General features: G+C 61.3%; 14 protein-coding genes. 9 read left to right on the plus strand and 5 right to left on the minus strand.

Annotated features, from left to right (window positions below):
• Positions 1-133: 133 nt before the first annotated feature.
• Entirely contained in the window at positions 134-769 is a 636-nt protein-coding gene (locus M1D99_RS01895) for a TetR/AcrR family transcriptional regulator (RefSeq protein ID WP_434573700.1), read from the minus strand.
• 286 nt (positions 770-1,055) lie between these two features.
• Positions 1,056-2,432, minus strand: coding sequence for a glutamine synthetase family protein (locus M1D99_RS01900; RefSeq protein WP_014340747.1), 1,377 nt, complete (start codon positions 2,430-2,432; stop codon positions 1,056-1,058).
• A gap of 278 nt (positions 2,433-2,710) precedes the next feature.
• Between M1D99_RS01900 and M1D99_RS01905 the strand changes: the two genes are divergently transcribed.
• The 8 genes from M1D99_RS01905 to M1D99_RS01940 all read left to right on the plus strand — a co-directional run bounded on the left by M1D99_RS01905 (position 2,711) and on the right by M1D99_RS01940 (position 11,877).
• Entirely contained in the window at positions 2,711-3,487 is a 777-nt protein-coding gene (locus tag M1D99_RS01905) for a gamma-glutamyl-gamma-aminobutyrate hydrolase family protein (protein WP_434573702.1), read from the plus strand.
• A 40-nt stretch (positions 3,488-3,527) separates the two neighbouring features.
• On the plus strand, positions 3,528-4,886 hold the full coding sequence (locus tag M1D99_RS01910) for a glutamine synthetase family protein (RefSeq protein ID WP_053126367.1): 1,359 nt from the start codon (positions 3,528-3,530) through the stop codon (positions 4,884-4,886).
• A gap of 58 nt (positions 4,887-4,944) precedes the next feature.
• Positions 4,945-6,309: an aspartate aminotransferase family protein gene (locus M1D99_RS01915; RefSeq protein WP_434573704.1), complete on the plus strand. Its 1,365-nt coding sequence runs from the start codon at positions 4,945-4,947 to the stop codon at positions 6,307-6,309.
• A gap of 182 nt (positions 6,310-6,491) precedes the next feature.
• A complete protein-coding gene (locus M1D99_RS01920; protein WP_434576339.1) occupies positions 6,492-7,589 on the plus strand; it encodes a polyamine ABC transporter substrate-binding protein in 1,098 nt (365 codons plus the stop codon).
• Positions 7,590-7,775: 186 nt separating this feature from the next.
• Positions 7,776-8,873 (plus strand): polyamine ABC transporter substrate-binding protein, encoded by a 1,098-nt coding sequence (locus M1D99_RS01925; protein WP_434573706.1) that lies wholly within the window; start codon positions 7,776-7,778, stop codon positions 8,871-8,873.
• A 60-nt stretch (positions 8,874-8,933) separates the two neighbouring features.
• Positions 8,934-10,076 carry an ABC transporter ATP-binding protein gene (locus tag M1D99_RS01930; protein ID WP_030138093.1) on the plus strand — a complete coding sequence of 381 codons (1,143 nt, stop codon included), beginning with the start codon at positions 8,934-8,936 and terminating at the stop codon, positions 10,074-10,076.
• Entirely contained in the window at positions 10,073-10,993 is a 921-nt protein-coding gene (locus M1D99_RS01935; protein ID WP_434704234.1) for an ABC transporter permease subunit, read from the plus strand. The genes M1D99_RS01930 and M1D99_RS01935 overlap by 4 nt, the downstream gene beginning before the upstream one ends.
• Positions 10,990-11,877, plus strand: coding sequence for an ABC transporter permease subunit (locus M1D99_RS01940; protein WP_186707565.1), 888 nt, complete (start codon positions 10,990-10,992; stop codon positions 11,875-11,877). Before M1D99_RS01935 ends, M1D99_RS01940 begins: the two co-directional genes overlap by 4 nt.
• Before the next feature lie 335 nt (positions 11,878-12,212).
• On the opposite strand, the gene M1D99_RS01945 is transcribed toward M1D99_RS01940, so the two are convergent.
• The 3 genes from M1D99_RS01945 to M1D99_RS01955 form a co-directional block, all read right to left on the minus strand.
• A complete protein-coding gene (locus M1D99_RS01945) occupies positions 12,213-12,554 on the minus strand; it encodes a carboxymuconolactone decarboxylase family protein (protein WP_014340738.1) in 342 nt (113 codons plus the stop codon).
• A gap of 105 nt (positions 12,555-12,659) precedes the next feature.
• Positions 12,660-15,065, minus strand: a complete 2,406-nt coding sequence (locus tag M1D99_RS01950; RefSeq protein WP_458131317.1) for a penicillin acylase family protein — start codon at positions 15,063-15,065, stop codon at positions 12,660-12,662.
• A gap of 106 nt (positions 15,066-15,171) precedes the next feature.
• Positions 15,172-15,759 (minus strand): DUF6436 domain-containing protein, encoded by a 588-nt coding sequence (locus tag M1D99_RS01955; RefSeq protein ID WP_434573711.1) that lies wholly within the window; start codon positions 15,757-15,759, stop codon positions 15,172-15,174.
• A gap of 108 nt (positions 15,760-15,867) precedes the next feature.
• On the opposite strand from M1D99_RS01955, the gene bipL reads away from it, so the two are divergent.
• Positions 15,868-16,815, plus strand: coding sequence for a phospholipase BipL (gene bipL / locus M1D99_RS01960; protein WP_458131318.1), 948 nt, complete (start codon positions 15,868-15,870; stop codon positions 16,813-16,815).
• The last annotated feature ends 118 nt before the right edge of the window (positions 16,816-16,933 follow it).

Genomic DNA, 16,933 nt, shown 5'->3' on the forward strand with positions numbered 1-16,933 from the left:
ACGGCCCCGGACGGCGAGAGCCCTTCGGGGCTTTTGGGCTGCGCACGCATGCACTTTGTTGAGGTGAGGAGGGGGCTGCTGCGCAGCCCAGCGGGAGCAAGCTCCCTCGCCACGATGAGGTTGCTTCTGGGGATTAGAGGGCTTCGCGCTTGGGCAGATACGGCGGCAGGTACAGCCCCAGGTACGCATCGAATACCCGCATGCCTTCTTCGGCCATGCGTGGGGTGATCTGGCCGTGTTGTTGGACCGAGCGGGCGTAGACGCGGTCGCCCAGTTCCATGGCCAGGGCGAACACATCGACGTCGTCGGGCAGGGGTGGCAGGGCGAAATGGTGATCGAAGACCTTGTGCAGCAAGTCGCTCAGCTCGAGGTCGTGCTGGCGGTCGGCCTGGGTGACTTCGGTCAGGCCGTGCTGGGCCAGGATCAGTTGGCGAGCGGCGGCGTCCTGGCTGTAGATGGCGAGCATGCGTTGTTCCACCAGCCGGGACAGGTCGTGCCAATGGTTCAGCGCGGCATGATCGATCGGTGCTTGCAGGCCCGCGCGGAAGGCGGCGTGGACATCGGCGGTCAGGGCTTCGAGCAGGGCCGGGACGCTGGCGAAGAAGTGGTACACGGAAGAGGGCGGGATCCCGGCGCGCTCGGCGACGCTGTAGATCGACAGGCTGGCCACGCCTTCGGCGGCAAGCAGCGTACGGGCGGCATCGAGAATGGTGTCGATCCGGGCCTGGCTGCGTGCGCGGGGCTTGCGGGGTGTGGCGATGCGCGTCATGGACGTCTCCTGCGGGGCTGCCGGGCATTGTACGCAGAGCGAGCGGATGGTCCATACCCGGACTTGTGAGCAGAGCAACTCCTGTGGCGAGGGAGCTTGCTCCCGCTGGGCTGCGAAGCAACCCCGAAACCAGTCGCCGCCGTGGTTCAGGTTGACCGTTTCAGCATTTTTGGGGCTGCTGCGCAGCCCAGCGGGAGCAAGCTCCCTCGCCACAATGTTCGGCGGCAGACATAAAAAAACGCCGCAGGCCATAAGGCCTGCGGCGTTTCTTTTTGACCGCAACCGCTTACACGGTATGCAGGTACCAGTTGTACTCAAGGTCGGAGATGGAGTGTTCGAACTCCTCCAGCTCGCTTTCCTTGCAGGCCACGAAGATATCGATGTATTTCGGGTCGATGTACTTGGCCATGACTTCGCTGTCGTCCAGCTCGCGCAGGGCATCGCGCAAGTTGTTCGGCAAGCTTTGCTCGTTCTGCTCGTAGCTGTTGCCTTCCACCGGCGCACCGGGCTCGATCTTGTTGACCAGGCCATGGTGCACCCCTGCCAGCACGGAGGCCATCAGCAGGTACGGGTTGGCATCGGCACCGGCGACGCGGTGTTCCAGGCGCACGGCATCGGCCGAGCCGGTCGGCACGCGCAAGGCCACGGTGCGGTTGTCCAGGCCCCAGGTCGGCGAGTTCGGCACGTAGAACTGTGCGCCGAAACGACGGTAGGAGTTGACGTTCGGGCAGAGGAAAGCCATCTGCGCGGGCAGGGTCTCGAGCACACCGCCGATCGCGTGACGCAATGCGGCGTTCTGCTCGGGATCCTCGCTGGCAAAGATATTCTTGCCGTCTTTATCCAGGATCGAAATGTGGACGTGCAAACCATTGCCTGCCTGGCCCGGATACGGCTTGGCCATGAAGGTGGTGTCCATTTCATGGTCGTAGGCGATGTTCTTGATCAGGCGCTTGAGCAGGACCGCGTAGTCGCACGCCTTGATCGGATCGGCCACGTGGTGCAGGTTCACTTCGAACTGCGCCGGGGCACTTTCCTTGACGATGGCGTCGGCGGGAATGCCTTGCTCCTTGGCCCCTTCCAGAATGTCCTGGAGGCAATCGACGTATTCGTCGAGGTCATCGATCAGGTAGACCTGGGTCGAATGCGGGCGTTTGCCGGAAATCGGCGAGCGGGGCGGTTGGGGGCGTCCATTCACGTTCTCCTGGTCGATCAGGTAGAACTCCAGCTCGAACGCGGCGCAGATGGTCAGGCCCAGTTCATCGAACTTGGTCACGACCTGGCGCAGGACTTCGCGCGGGTCGGCGAAGAAAGGCTCGCCTTCGAGTTCGTGCATGGTCATCAACAGTTGCGCGGTAGGGCGCTTCTGCCAAGGCTCATTGCACAGGGTGTCAGGGATTGGATAGCAGATCCGGTCGGCATCACCGATGTCCAGGCCCAGGCCGGTGCTTTCCACCGTAGAGCCATTGATATCCAGGGCAAATAGAGAGGCCGGCAGGTTGATGCCTTTCTCGTAAACCTTGTGGAGGCTGGTGCGTTCTATGCGCTTGCCGCGCACCACACCATTCATATCCGCAATCAGAAGGTCAACGTACAGAACCTCAGGATGTTCCTTAAGGAACGCGTTCGCTTCGTTAAGCTGAACGGCACGCGGGGGTACCGACATGATGCAACACCTTTGTTGTTAAAAATATCAATCATTGATCTCTTCGAAAGCCAGTCAACCCGAACGGCATGCCGAAGTCAAGCAGGGCCTTTTTTGCCCTAAAAAAGCACCTGCGAGGCTTTTTTGGGGCAATTTAGGGCGTTTTTTTCCCTTTAGGGGCCTTGGCGCCCGCAGGCTTGAGCGGGCCGTGTTGTATTTTTTACGGGGGTGTTGTGTAAAAAAATGAACAAGGCTAAGCTCGATTCAAACCCATAACAGCAATAATACCGGGGTGCTTCATGTCTCGCCTGCCGTTAATCGGCGTCACCACCTGCTCCAAGCAGATCGGTCTGCATGCTTATCACACCAGTGGCGATAAATATTCCCGGGCTGTCGCGACAGCCGCCAAGGGCTTGCCAGTGCTGCTTCCGTCCTTGGCGGATCTGTTCCAACCGTCCGATATTCTGGACGCCTTGGACGGTATTCTTTTTACCGGCTCTCCTTCTAATGTAGAACCTTTTCACTATCAGGGCCCGGCCAGTGCGCCCGGCACTGCCCATGATCCTGCACGGGACGCCACCACCCTGCCGCTGATCCGCGCCGCTGTCGAGGCGGGCATCCCGGTGCTGGGCATCTGCCGTGGTTTTCAGGAGATGAACGTAGCCTTTGGCGGCAGCCTGCATCAGAAAGTTCATGAAGTCGGAACCTTCATCGATCATCGTGAAGACGAGACTCAAGCGGTGGAGGTCCAATACGGTCCTGCCCATGCCGTGCATATCCAGCCCGGCGGTGTACTGGCAGGCCTGGGATTGCCTCAATCGATAGAGGTCAACTCGATCCACAGCCAGGGCATCGAGCGCCTGGCGCCTGGGTTGCGGGCCGAAGCGGTGGCCCCCGACGGCCTGATCGAGGCTGTTTCGGTGCCAGAAGGCAAGGCTTTTGCTTTAGGTGTGCAATGGCACCCCGAATGGGAGGTAAGCTCTAACCCGTACTACCTTGCGATTTTCCAGGCATTTGGCGATGCCTGCCGAGCAAGGGCAACACAACGCGACGCGGATGCGTCAAACAACGCCTGACGATTAATAGCAGTCAGGAAACTCACGCCTAGAGGCATTTATGAGTAACAACCTCGACCAGCTCACCGATTGGTTGAAAGACCACAAGATCACAGAAGTCGAATGCATGATTGGCGACCTGACCGGTATCACCCGGGGCAAGATCTCGCCGACCAACAAGTTCATCGCCGAAAAAGGCATGCGCCTGCCCGAGAGCGTGCTGCTCCAGACCGTGACGGGCGACTATGTCGAAGACGACATCTATTACGAACTGCTCGACCCGGCTGACATCGACATGATCTGCCGCCCGGACGAGAACGCCGTGTTCCTTGTGCCTTGGGCCATCGAGCCCACCGCCCAGGTCATCCACGACGCCTACGACAAGCAGGGCAACCCCATCGAGCTGTCGCCGCGCAACGTGCTCAAGAAAGTGCTCAAGCTCTACGCCGACAAAGGCTGGCAGCCCATCGTCGCGCCGGAAATGGAGTTCTACCTGACCAAGCGCAGCGACGACCCGGACTTCCCGTTGCAGCCGCCCATTGGCCGCTCCGGCCGCCCGGAGACCGGTCGCCAGTCCTTCTCGATCGAAGCGGCCAACGAATTCGACCCACTGTTCGAAGACGTCTACGACTGGTGCGAATTGCAGGAGCTGGACCTCGATACCCTGATCCATGAGGACGGCACGGCGCAGATGGAAATCAACTTCCGTCACGGCGATGCCTTGTCCCTGGCCGACCAGATCCTGGTGTTCAAGCGCACCATGCGCGAGGCGGCACTCAAGCACGACGTGGCCGCCACCTTCATGGCCAAGCCCATGACCGGCGAGCCGGGCAGTGCGATGCACCTGCACCAGAGCATCATCGACAAGGAAACCGGCAAGAACGTTTTCTCCAATGAAGACGGGACCATGAGCGATCTGTTCCTGCACCACATCGGTGGCCTGCAGAAATTCATCCCCGAGCTGTTGCCGCTGTTCGCTCCCAACGTCAACTCGTTCCGCCGCTTCCTGCCGGATACGTCGGCGCCGGTGAACGTGGAGTGGGGCGAAGAGAACCGCACCGTGGGTCTGCGCGTGCCGGATGCCGGGCCGCAGAACCGTCGGGTGGAAAACCGCTTGCCGGGCGCCGACGCCAACCCGTACCTGGCGATTGCCGCCAGCCTGCTGTGTGGCTTCATCGGCATGGTCGAAGGCATCAGCCCGAGCGCGCCGGTGGTGGGCCGCGGCTACGAACGCCGCAACCTGCGTTTGCCGCTGACCATCGAAGACGCCCTGGAACGCATGGAAAACAGCACCACTATCGAGAAATACCTGGGCAAGAAATTCATCACAGGCTACGTCGCGGTCAAGCGGGCCGAGCATGAAAACTTCAAGCGCGTCATCAGTTCGTGGGAGCGGGAATTCCTGCTCTTTGCCGTCTGAAGCGCCGGGCGGGGCTGCTTCAGGCAGCTTCGCCCTCACCGATAACAGGAGAATTCGCATGACCCGCAATAACCCGCAAACCCGTGAATGGCAGGCCCTGAGCAACGATCATCACCTGGCGCCGTTCAGCGACTTCAAGCAGCTCAAAGAGAAAGGCCCGCGCATCATCACCCACGCCAAGGGCGTCTACCTCTGGGACAGTGAAGGCAACAAGATCCTCGACGGCATGGCTGGCCTCTGGTGCGTGGCCGTCGGTTACGGTCGCGCGGAGCTGGCCGATGCCGCCAGCCAACAGATGCGCGAATTGCCGTACTACAACCTGTTCTTCCAGACGGCCCACCCGCCGGTGCTGGAACTGTCCAAAGCCATCGCCGACATCGCCCCTGAAGGCATGAACCACGTGTTCTTCACCGGCTCCGGCTCCGAGGGCAACGACACCATGTTGCGGATGGTCCGCCATTATTGGGCGATCAAGGGCCAGCCAAACAAAAAAGTCATCATCAGCCGCAAGAACGGTTATCACGGCTCGACCGTCGCGGGCGCGAGCCTGGGCGGCATGACTTATATGCACGAGCAGGGCGACCTGCCGATCCCGGGCATTGTCCACATTGCCCAGCCTTACTGGTTCGGTGAAGGCGGCGACATGAGCCCCGAAGAGTTCGGCGTTTGGGCGGCCAACCAGTTGGAAGAAAAAATCCTGGAGATCGGCGTAGACAACGTCGGTGCGTTCATCGCCGAGCCGATCCAGGGCGCTGGTGGCGTGATCGTGCCGCCGGACAGCTACTGGTCGCGCATGAAGGAAATCCTCGCCAAGTACGACATCCTGTTCGTGGCCGACGAAGTGATCTGTGGCTTTGGCCGTACCGGTGAGTGGTTCGGTACCGACCATTACGGGTTGAAACCGCACATGATGACCATCGCCAAGGGCCTGACCTCCGGCTACATCCCCATGGGTGGGCTGATCGTGCGCGACGACGTGGTCGCGGTGCTCAACGAAGGCGGCGACTTCAACCACGGCTTTACCTACTCCGGTCACCCGGTGGCCGCGGCGGTGGCCCTGGAAAACATCCGCATCCTGCGCGACGAGAAGATCATCGAGCGTGTCCACAGCGAAACGGCACCCTATTTGCAACAACGCTTACGGGAACTGAACGATCATCCGCTGGTGGGTGAAGTACGTGGGGTCGGTTTGCTGGGGGCGATCGAACTGGTCCAGGACAAGGCCACGCGCAAGCGCTACGAAGGCAAGGGTGTGGGCATGATCTGCCGGCAGTTCTGCTTCGATAACGGGCTGATCATGCGCGCGGTGGGCGACACCATGATCATTGCGCCGCCGCTGGTGATCAGCAAGGCCGAGATCGATGAGTTGGTGACCAAGGCGCGGCAGTGCCTGGACCTGACCCTCAGTGCGTTGCAAGGCTAAGTGCTAGGCTCTGAGCGAGGTGCCTGCAAGGGCCTCGCCCAGCGTGAACAAAAGGCTGGGCTTGTGTTGAAAGCCTGGCCTGTAACTTGCCAGACTACCGCCTGTTCAAGTTGCCAGAGAGCCGGCTACTGAACTGTGGCTAAAAAGAATAACTGGAGCATCAATCCATGAAGGCATTAGGTATGAAGATAGCTGGCAAGACCCTCCTCGCCATGTCCCTGATGGGCGTGATGGCGGGCGCCGTCCAGGCGGACGACAAAGTGCTGCACGTCTATAACTGGTCCGACTACATTGCGCCGGACACCGTTGCCAAGTTCGAAAAGGAAACGGGGATCAAAGTCGTCTACGACGTGTTCGACAGCAACGAAACCCTGGAAGCCAAGTTGCTGGCTGGCAAATCCGGTTATGACATCGTGGTGCCGTCGAACAACTTCCTGGCCAAGCAGATCAAGGCTGGCGTCTACCAGGAGCTGGACAAGTCCAAGCTGCCTAACTGGAAGAACCTGGACACCGACCTGCTCAAGGCCGTCGGCGATGCCAGCGACCAGGGCAACAAACATGCCTTCCCTTACATGTGGGGTACCATCGGCATCGGTTACAACCCCGAGAAGGTCAAGGCCGCATTGGGCGTCGACAAGATCGACTCCTGGGACACCCTGCTCAAGCCCGAGAACATCGCCAAGCTCAAGAGCTGCGGTGTGAGCTTCCTCGATTCGCCAACCGAAATGATTCCGGTGGCCCTGCATTACCTCGGTTATCCGACCGACAGCCAAGACAAGAAACAACTGGCCGAGGCCGAGGCGCTGTTCCTCAAGTTGCGTCCATCGATCGGTTACTTCCACTCGTCCAAATACATTTCCGACCTGGCCAACGGCAACATCTGCGTCGCCGTGGGTTACTCGGGTGATATCGAGCAATCCAAGAGCCGCGCTGCCGAAGCTGGCGGCAAAGTGAAAGTGGCCTACACCATTCCGAAGGAAGGTGCCGGTTCGTTCTATGACATGGTCGCCATTCCCAAGGATGCCGAAAACGTCGAGGCCGCTTATAAGTGGATGAACTTCATCCTGCAGCCGGAAGTCATGGCTGAGATCACCGACAACGTGCGTTTCCCTAACGGCAACAAGGCCGCCACCGCTCTGGTGGACAAGGAAATCTCCGGTGACCCGAGCATTTATCCATCGGACGAAGTGAAGGCCAAGCTGTACGCCATCGCCGACTTGCCAGCCGCGACCCAGCGGATCCTGACCCGCAGCTGGACCAAGATCAAATCCGGTAAATAAGCCGGCCTGAAGCACCCTCCTGTTGTCGCGGCCAGCGCGGCGGCGGCAACAGGAACCCATAAATAACTAAAAGTTTTGCGGGATCGGTTTATCGAGGGTAAGTTGCGCGCCGGTTTTGTTGCAGGGCCCCAGCAAGGGTCACGTAACGGGGGCAACTTGGGCCCAACTATTTAAGAGGACCTCCACGTGCCAGTCTTTTCTTTGTTACGCAACGCCTTGCTGGTGGGCGCCGGCCTGACGCTCGCCGTCAGTGCCCAGGCTGCCTCCACTGTGCATATTTATAATTGGTCGGACTACATCGGCGAGACCACCCTGGCGGATTTCGAAAAAGCCACGGGCATCAAGCCGGTGTATGACGTGTTTGACTCCAACGAAACCCTGGAAGGCAAGTTGCTGGCGGGGCGCACCGGTTACGACGTGGTCGTGCCGTCCAACCACTTCCTGGGCAAGCAGATCAAGGCCGGGGCTTTCCAGAAGCTCGACAAGGCGCAGTTGCCCAACTACGCCAATCTCGACCCGGTGCTGCTCAAGCGCCTGGAAAAGAACGACCCGGGCAACCAGTACGCCGTGCCTTACCTGTGGGGCACCAACGGCATCGGCTATAACGTCGAGAAAATCAAGGCAGTCCTGGGTGTCGACAAGATCGATTCGTGGGCCATGCTGTTCGAGCCGGAAAACATCAAGAAGCTGTCCAGCTGCGGCGTTTCGTTCCTCGACTCGGGTGACGAGATGATCCCGGCGATGCTCAATTACCTGGGCTTGAACCCCAACAGCGAAAACCCTGAAGACTACAAGAAGGCCGAGGCCCAACTCCTCAAGATCCGGCCTTACGTGACCTACTTCAACTCCTCCAAATACATCTCCGACCTGGCCAATGGCGAGATCTGCGTGGCCGCCGGTTTTTCCGGGGACATCTTCCAGGCCCGCGAACGTGCCAGCGAAGCCGGCAAGGGCGTCGACATCGCCTACGTGATTCCCAAGGAAGGCGGCAACCTCTGGTTCGACATGCTGGCGATTCCCCGTGATGCCGGCAACGTCAAGCAAGCCCATGCCTTCATCAACTATGTGCTCAAGCCTGAGGTCATCGCCCAGGTCAGCGACGTTGTCGGTTATGCCAACCCGAACCCCAAGGCTGGCGAACTGATGGACCAGAAAGTACGCACCGATGAAGCGGTTTATCCACCGCAAGCGGTCGTCGACAAGCTCTACGTCAACTCCGAGTTGCCGCCCAAGATCCAACGACTCATGACCCGCAGCTGGACCAAGGTCAAGTCGGGTAAATAAACGTCAACACTCTTGTTCGCCTCCTTGGGGCGAACTGCAAATTCTGTGGGAGTTTCGTAAATGGCAGTTGCCTCCGGCGCCTATAAGAAAGCCCTCGAGGGCGACCAGACACCCAAGCAGGTGCTGGTCAAAATCGACCGGGTCACGAAGAAGTTCGACGAGACGATTGCCGTGGACGATGTGTCCCTGGAAATCAAGAAAGGCGAGATCTTCGCCTTGCTCGGCGGCTCGGGATCGGGCAAATCCACCTTGCTGCGCATGCTGGCCGGTTTCGAGCGGCCCACCGAGGGACGGATTTTCCTCGACGGCGTGGACATCACCGACATGCCGCCCTATGAGCGGCCGATCAACATGATGTTCCAGTCCTACGCCCTGTTCCCCCACATGACCGTGGCGCAGAACATCGCCTTCGGCCTGCAACAGGACAAGATTCCGAAAGCCGAGATCGATGCCCGCGTGGCGGAGATGCTCAAGCTGGTGCAGATGAGCCAGTACGCCAAGCGCAAACCGCACCAGCTGTCCGGTGGCCAGCGCCAGCGGGTGGCCTTGGCCCGTTCCCTGGCCAAGCGGCCCAAGCTGTTGCTGCTCGACGAGCCGATGGGCGCCCTGGACAAGAAGCTGCGTTCGCAAATGCAGCTTGAGCTGGTGGAGATCATCGAGCGGGTCGGCGTGACCTGCGTCATGGTGACCCACGACCAGGAAGAGGCCATGACCATGGCCGAGCGCATCGCGATCATGCACCTGGGCTGGATCGCCCAGATCGGCAGCCCGATCGACATCTACGAAACCCCGACCAGCCGCCTGGTCTGCGAATTCATCGGCAACGTCAACATCTTCGAGACCGAAGTGGTGGACGACGCCGAAGGCCACGCGGTGCTGACCTGCAAGGACCTGGACCGCAGCATCTACGTGGGCCACGGCATCAGCACCTCGGTGCAGGACAAGTCCGTGACCTACGCCATTCGCCCGGAAAAACTGCTGGTCACCTCCGAGCAGCCGACCTGCGAGCACAACTGGTCCAGCGGCAAGGTCCATGACATCGCCTACCTGGGCGGTCACTCGGTGTTCTATGTCGAGCTGCCGAGCGGCAAGCTCGTGCAATCCTTCGTCGCCAACGCCGAACGCCGTGGCCAGCGCCCGACCTGGGGCGACCAGGTGTTCGTCTGGTGGGAAGACGACAGCGGCGTGGTGCTTCGCTCATGAACATGCGCAAACTCAAACGCCGACTCGATCGAATAACGCCCGGTGGCCGCCAACTGGTCATCGGGGTGCCTTTCATCTGGCTGTTCCTGTTCTTCATGCTGCCGTTCTTCATCGTCTTGAAGATCAGCTTCGCCGAAGCCGACGTGGCCATTCCGCCCTACACCGAGATCTACAGCTACGTCGACCAGAAGCTGCAGGTGCTGCTCAACCTCGCCAACTACGTGATGCTGAGCGAGGACGAGTTGTACATCGCCGCCTACCTCGGCTCGCTGAAGATGGCCTTGATCAGCACGGTCCTGTGCCTGCTGATCGGTTATCCGATGGCCTACGGCATCGCCAATGCCCGCAAAGAGATGCAGACGGTGCTGGTGCTGCTGATCATGATGCCGACCTGGACCGCGATCCTGATCCGCGTCTATGCGTGGATGGGCATCCTCAGCAACAACGGCTTGCTCAACGGTTTTCTGCTGAGCATGGGCTGGATCAGCGAGCCGCTGCAGATCCTCAACACCAACCTGGCGGTGTATATCGGGGTCGTCTACTCCTATCTGCCGTTCATGATCCTGCCGTTGTACGCCAACCTGGTCAAACACGACCAAAGCCTGCTGGAGGCCGCCTCCGACCTGGGTTCGAGCACCTTCAACAGCTTCTGGAAAATCACCGTGCCGCTGTCCAAGAACGGCATCATCGCAGGCTGCATGCTGGTGTTCATCCCTGTGGTGGGCGAGTTCGTGATCCCGGAACTGCTGGGTGGCCCGGAAACCCTGATGATCGGCAAAGTGCTGTGGCAGGAATTCTTCAATAACCGAGACTGGCCGGTGGCGTCCGCCCTGGCGGTGGTGATGCTGGCGATCCTGATCGTGCCCATCATCCTGTTCAACCGCAGTCAGGCCAAAGAAATGGAGGGCAAGGAATGAAGCGCTTCAGTTTTTCAAGCCTGATGCTGGTGCTGGGTTTGCTGTTCATCTACGCGCCGATGCTGATTTTGGTGATCTACTCGTTCAACGCCTCGAAACTGGTGACGGTGTGGGGCGGCTGGTCGGTCAAGTGGTACGTCGGTCTGCTGGACAACAGCCAGTTGATGGGCTCGGTGATGCGCTCGCTGGAAATCGCCTGCTACACGGCGATTGCCGCGGTGGCCCTGGGGACGCTGGCGGCCTTCGTGCTGACCCGCATCACCCACTTCAAGGGCCGCACGCTGTTCGGCGGCCTGGTCACCGCGCCGCTGGTGATGCCGGAAGTGATCACTGGTCTGTCGCTGTTGCTGCTGTTCGTGGCCATGGCGCAGATGATCGGCTGGCCCCAGGAGCGTGGCATCGTCACGATCTGGATCGCCCACACCACGTTCTGCGCGGCCTATGTGGCGGTGGTGGTCTCGGCGCGCTTGCGTGAGTTGGACCTGTCCATCGAAGAGGCGGCCATGGACCTCGGTGCGCGGCCGTGGAAGGTGTTCTTCCTGATCACCATCCCGATGATCGCGCCGTCACTGGCGGCGGGGGGCATGATGTCCTTCGCGTTGTCCCTGGACGACCTGGTGCTGGCGAGCTTCGTCTCCGGTCCTGGTTCGACGACCTTGCCGATGGAAGTGTTCTCGGCCGTGCGCCTGGGGGTGAAACCGGAAATCAACGCCGTGGCGAGCCTGATCCTGCTGGCGGTGTCGCTGGTGACCTTCCTGGTCTGGTACTTCAGCCGCCGCGCCGAAGAAAATCGCAAGCGCGCGATCCAGCAAGCCATCGAAGAAAGCGCCGCCGATTCCTGGAAGCAACCGGAAGTCCGCCGGGCCGAGACCGCGCCGGTCTGACCCGATACTGGCACCCAATGTGGGAGCGGGCTTGCTCGCGAAGACGGAGGTACATTCAACATTCATGTTGGCTGATACACCGCTTTCGCGAGCAAGCCCGCTCCCACAGGTTTTTGGGAACGCCACGGTCCTGTGGCGAGGGAGCTTGCTCCCGCTTGAGTGCGCAGCGCTCATCGCTTTTTTTGGGGGCGCTGCGCGACCCAGCGGGAGCAAGCTCCCTCGCCACAAAAGCTTCCAAATCATCACGCCATGGATTGATCAACAGTAAATCCTGTGGGAGCCAGCTTGCTCCGGGCGGCGATCCGACGATAGCGACCTGTGGGGTTATTGGCCCGTCACTTCTTCAACGCGTCATGAGCCTCCAGCGCTCGCAGGGAGTAGATGTACGCCGCGCCCGCGTTGAGGGACACCGCGGTGGCCAGGGTGGCGGCGATTTCTTCGCGGGTGGCGCCGGCCTTGATGGCGGCGTCGGTGTGTACGCCGATGCAGCCGTCACAGCGCGTGGTGATGGCGACGGCGATGGAGATCAGTTCCCGGGTCTTGGCATCGAGCACATTGTTCTCCGCCGCGGCTTCGTCCAGGGCCATGTAGGCCTTGACCATCTTCGGATTGCTTTTGCCCAGGGCACCAAAGGCGCTCTTGATGGTGGGCAGCAGCTCGGACCAGTTGTTGAACATAGCGTTGACTCCTGTGGAAGAGACGGGCAAGTGTGCCCCTGTAGTCTTGACCATCCATGACGATCAAGCCCGGCTAACGATGAAAAAAAGTCCTGCACGCCCGATTCAGGGCGCCCGGGCCGGCAACAGCTTCAAGGTGCCATGGGTGTTGGCCGTTACTTCTTCCTCGGCCAGGTGCGCCTGGTGATACAGCCCCTCGATGTACGCCTCGGCCTGATCCTCGTAATGCTTGTCGAACGGAACACCGCTCTGGCCAACGGGGTTGATGGTGACGCTGTGGCTCGGGTCGGCGAAGTCGATGATGCGCCGGGTCGAAGGCCCGTAGGTCACCGGCCACGGCGCCGGGCCGATCCGGGCGGAGAGGTTGTTGGGCACTTCGTGAGTGCCGGGCGCGGCGAACGGGCCGACGTTGAAGATCCGGTCCAGGGGCTTTTGCAGGCCCAGCGGGTGGCCGTGGGTCAGGGTGTGGGCCTTGCCCCATTGCCATTGCGTGGCATCGTCGCCGAAGGTGGCCTTCAAATGGTCGAGGCTCTTGTCCCAGGCCTTTTTCACGGTGTCGGCACGGGTCTCGGTGCCGAGGGTCGTGCGATCGTCCCACCACGGTGAGTCCTCTGCGGTTGCCAAGCGTGGCAGGGCCGCGTCGATCACCCGGGTCGACAGGGCGGTTTCGAAGAACCCGTCGCCCAGTTCATCGTGCAGGGCGGCATCGGCCAGGTTGAACAGGAATTGGTTGAACAGCGTGGCGCTGAGGGAGTCCAGGGGATAATCGCCAGGCCATTGGGCCAATTGTTCCACCCATTTGCGTTGCTGCGGGTCACTGACCACCCCACGCAGCACCGGCACCAGCGGTGCAAGCAGGCGAGGACCGTAGGCGGTGGTGGTGCCCAACTGCAGTTTCTGGGTGCTTTCCAGGTCCCACTTCGCCTGCTTGTCGCTGAGCTGGTGGTTGAGTTGCTGGCCACGGTCGGCAAGGTTGTAGTAGCCGGGGATCTCGATGCCGCTGGCCGGCACCGGTTGGAAATTGGCCGAGACGATGTAGCCCCGCGCCGGATTTTCTTCCTGCGGGTTGCTGCTGAACGGATAGAAACCTTCCTTTTCCGCCTCCGGGCTGCTGCCATCGAGAATGAAGCCAGGCTTCACGCCGGCGGGGCGCTTGAGCAATTGCGCAGCGGCCCACCAGCCGATGTCCCCCTTGGCATTGGCCCAGACCACGTTCAGCCCCGGTGCGTGGATCTTGGCCGAAGCGCCGCGGGCCTTGGCGAGGGTGTCGGCGCGGTTGAGCTGGTAGAAGGCGTCGAGGATCGGATTGCGGCTTTCCAGGAATCCCCACCACATGGCGACCGGAGTCTTGCCGGCATTGGCGCCGAGGGCATCGTTGACGATCGGACCGTGGGGCGACTGGCGCAGCACCAGCGTCACCGGCGCCTGGCCCTTGACCGCGATCTGCTGCTCGCTGCGGGTCATGTCCACCCATTGGTCGCGATACCAGACCTGCTCGGGATTGTCCGGGTTGACCTTCTCGGCGATCAGGTCCAGGTCGTCGTTCTGGAACATGGTGACGCTCCAGCCGAAATCCTTGCTCATGCCCAGCGTCGCAAAGGGCAGCAATGCCTGGTAATGCCCGTAGAGCTCAAAGCCGGGGGCCGACAGGTGCGCCTCGTACCACACCGACGGCGTGGAAAAACGAATGTGCGGGTCGCCCGCCAGCAATGGCTTGCCGCTGCGGGTACGGCTGCCGGCGACCGCCCAGGCGTTACTGCCTTCGAACTGCGGCAAGCCATTGTCGGCCAGGGCCTGCTCGCTCAGGCGGGCCAGGGCGTTGAGGCCTTTCCAATCGGCGGCGGCCAGGGGCAGGCCGGCTTTGCGCCCTTCGGCCAGCACGCCCTGGGGCTGCCAGTCGAGGTCGAAAATATTCAGGTAGTTGGCACCCAGCACATCGCGCACATAGGTCAGCAGGGGTTCGGTGCGAAAGGCAGCGGCGAAGCTGTAGGCCATGTAGCCGGTGATGCTCACGGTGTCTTCGGCGGTGAAGGGGCGCTTGGGAATGCCCAGCACATCGAACTCCACGGGCCGGGTGTGGCTGTCCTGGTAGGCGTTGATACCGTCCAGGTAAGCCTGCATGGCGACCCAGGCGGGGGATTGCGGGTCCTGCTCGGTGATGTAGGCCGCGGCGCGCTCGCGAATACGCAGGCTGCGCATCAGCTTATCGGTGTCCAGCAGCTTCGGCCCCAGCACCTCGGCCAGCTCGCCCCGGGCGAGGCGGCGCATGATCTCCATCTGGAACAGCCGGTCCTGGGCATGGACATAACCGAGGGCGCGGTACAGGTCGGCTTCGTTCTCGGCGCGGATATGCGGCACACCGCGTTCGTCGTAGCGCACCGTCACCGAGCCCAGCAGCCCTTGCATCTGCATCGTGCCTTGGCGGGTGGGCTGCTTGCTGTAGAGGTAGCCGCCCGCGACGATGATCGCGGTGACGATCAATGAGAGGAAGGCGATGAGGGTGCGTTTCATGGTGAGTCCTTATTCTGATGACAGCGGTTCCATGGCCTCGCTGTTCGTTCCCTGTTTAACATGCCGCTGCGCGACTTCGCATCGCTCCTCGGGAGGATTTCCCGTCTTATTCCTTGCCTGATGTGTCCTGGGACCAAGGACAATAACAACCCACCGCCATCGTATGCGTCGCATTGACCGCCCGACCGCCGCTCAACGCTTCAAGAATCGGCTCGATGAAGCTGTTGCTCGAATTACAGGTCAGGCCTTCGCTGTAGGGGCCGAAATACGCGAGCTGGCCGCTGCGATCCCAGATCGCCACGGCCGGGCTGGCGGGGATCTGGCTGGAGCCGGGCAGGCTTGGGAGCGGCTTGAGGTTGTTCAGGGTGGCCGGTAACTGACCCTGGCTGCCGGGCTTTTGTACCGCATAGAACTCGACGCCTTGCGGTACGTATTTATCCACCAGTTCAGAGAGGTGTTGCTGATTGCCGACGTTGCACGGGCACGCCGGGTCCCAGAAATGCACCAGGCGGATCGCGCCGGGGCCGGCCAGGTCGGCGGGCAGGCGCAGAGGGTCGCCGGAAAATATCGCGGTGTGTTGGCTGAAGGCCCGCAGGAAACGGCCCTGGAACCAGTCGTAGGCCACCCACAATACGATGGCGCATCCGAGGGCGAGCAGGCTGGCAAGCAAGGTCGTGCGGTGGGACGGGCGCATGGAGTCGATCCTCTGAGGCCGCGTAGCTTGCCATGCTTGCCGCGACAGATGAATATCGCAGGCCTGTAAAGTCTGTTTCGCGCGCTGCGCCTTTGTCTGGAACTCTTGATGCCTGCCACTTTCGATCCCGATCTCCTGCGTGCCAGCCTGCAACCGTTGGCCCAGTGGCAAGCCCTGTCCGAGCAAGCCCGGGCCTACCAGCGGTTCTATGGGCTGGATTTCCCCCAGCGCAGTGTGCGCAAGGGATTAGGGCGTTTCGAGGTGGGCGGGTATGAAGTGGTCAGCCAGGTCTGGTGGCCGGAAAAAACCGTGGCGACGTTGTTTGTGTTCCACGGTTACTACGATCACATGGGGCTGTACCGGCACCTGATCGAGTGGGCCTTGGAGCAGAAATTCGCGGTGATCGCCTGCGACCTGCCTGGCCATGGCCTGTCCAGCGGCGAACGCGCCAGCATCGGGGATTTCGCCGAGTACCAGGCCACCTTGCAGGGCTTGTTGGCCGAGGCCGCGACGCTGGACCTGCCGCAGCCCTGGCACTTGTGTGGGCAAAGCACCGGCGGTGCCATCGTGGTCGATCACGTGCTCAACCACGGCGCGCAGAGCCCGGCCCAGGGCCAGGTCATCCTGCTGTCACCCCTGGTACGGCCGCGGGCCTGGGGCTGGTCGCGCCTGAGTTATTACCTGCTCAAGCCCTTCGTGACCGGCATCGCCCGGCGTTTCAGCGAGAACTCCACCGACCCGCAGTTCCTGCCTTTCTTGCAAGCCGACCCGTTGCAACCGCTGCGCCTGCCTACTGCGTGGGTGGGCGCGTTGGGGCAATGGATCAAGCGTATCGAAGCCGCCCCGAGCAGCCCGCGCCAGCCCTTGATCGTGCAGGGGGAGGCGGATATGACGGTGGATTGGGTGCACAACCTGAACGTGCTGCGCAGCAAGTTCGACCGGCCGCAGGTGTTGATGTTGCCTGAGGGGCGGCATCATCTGGCGAACGAGGCGCTGGCGATGCGGCAGGAGATGTTTGGGTTCTTGACGAAGCGGATGAGCAGAGTCAGGCGGTGACTGATTAATTGCCTTCGCGAGCAAGCCCGCTCCCACAGGGTCTTGAGTGAACTTAGGTTCTGCGACCGTCGCAAACCCCTGTGGGAGCGGGCTTGCTCGCGAAAGCGGTATAGCCGGC

This window comes from Pseudomonas sp. R3-41 (assembly GCF_054161485.1).

Coding starts and splice junctions, on each gene's coding strand:
- M1D99_RS01895 (WP_434573700.1), bottom strand. CDS start 769: ATGACGCGCATCGCCACACCCCGCAAGCCCCGCGCACGCAGCCAGGCC.
- M1D99_RS01900 (WP_014340747.1), bottom strand. CDS start 2,432: ATGTCGGTACCCCCGCGTGCCGTTCAGCTTAACGAAGCGAACGCGTTC.
- M1D99_RS01905 (WP_434573702.1), top strand. CDS start 2,711: ATGTCTCGCCTGCCGTTAATCGGCGTCACCACCTGCTCCAAGCAGATC.
- M1D99_RS01910 (WP_053126367.1), top strand. CDS start 3,528: ATGAGTAACAACCTCGACCAGCTCACCGATTGGTTGAAAGACCACAAG.
- M1D99_RS01915 (WP_434573704.1), top strand. CDS start 4,945: ATGACCCGCAATAACCCGCAAACCCGTGAATGGCAGGCCCTGAGCAAC.
- M1D99_RS01920 (WP_434576339.1), top strand. CDS start 6,492: ATGAAGATAGCTGGCAAGACCCTCCTCGCCATGTCCCTGATGGGCGTG.
- M1D99_RS01930 (WP_030138093.1), top strand. CDS start 8,934: ATGGCAGTTGCCTCCGGCGCCTATAAGAAAGCCCTCGAGGGCGACCAG.
- M1D99_RS01935 (WP_434704234.1), top strand. CDS start 10,073: ATGAACATGCGCAAACTCAAACGCCGACTCGATCGAATAACGCCCGGT.
- M1D99_RS01940 (WP_186707565.1), top strand. CDS start 10,990: ATGAAGCGCTTCAGTTTTTCAAGCCTGATGCTGGTGCTGGGTTTGCTG.
- M1D99_RS01945 (WP_014340738.1), bottom strand. CDS start 12,554: ATGTTCAACAACTGGTCCGAGCTGCTGCCCACCATCAAGAGCGCCTTT.
- M1D99_RS01950 (WP_458131317.1), bottom strand. CDS start 15,065: ATGAAACGCACCCTCATCGCCTTCCTCTCATTGATCGTCACCGCGATC.
- M1D99_RS01955 (WP_434573711.1), bottom strand. CDS start 15,759: ATGCGCCCGTCCCACCGCACGACCTTGCTTGCCAGCCTGCTCGCCCTC.
- bipL (WP_458131318.1), top strand. CDS start 15,868: ATGCCTGCCACTTTCGATCCCGATCTCCTGCGTGCCAGCCTGCAACCG.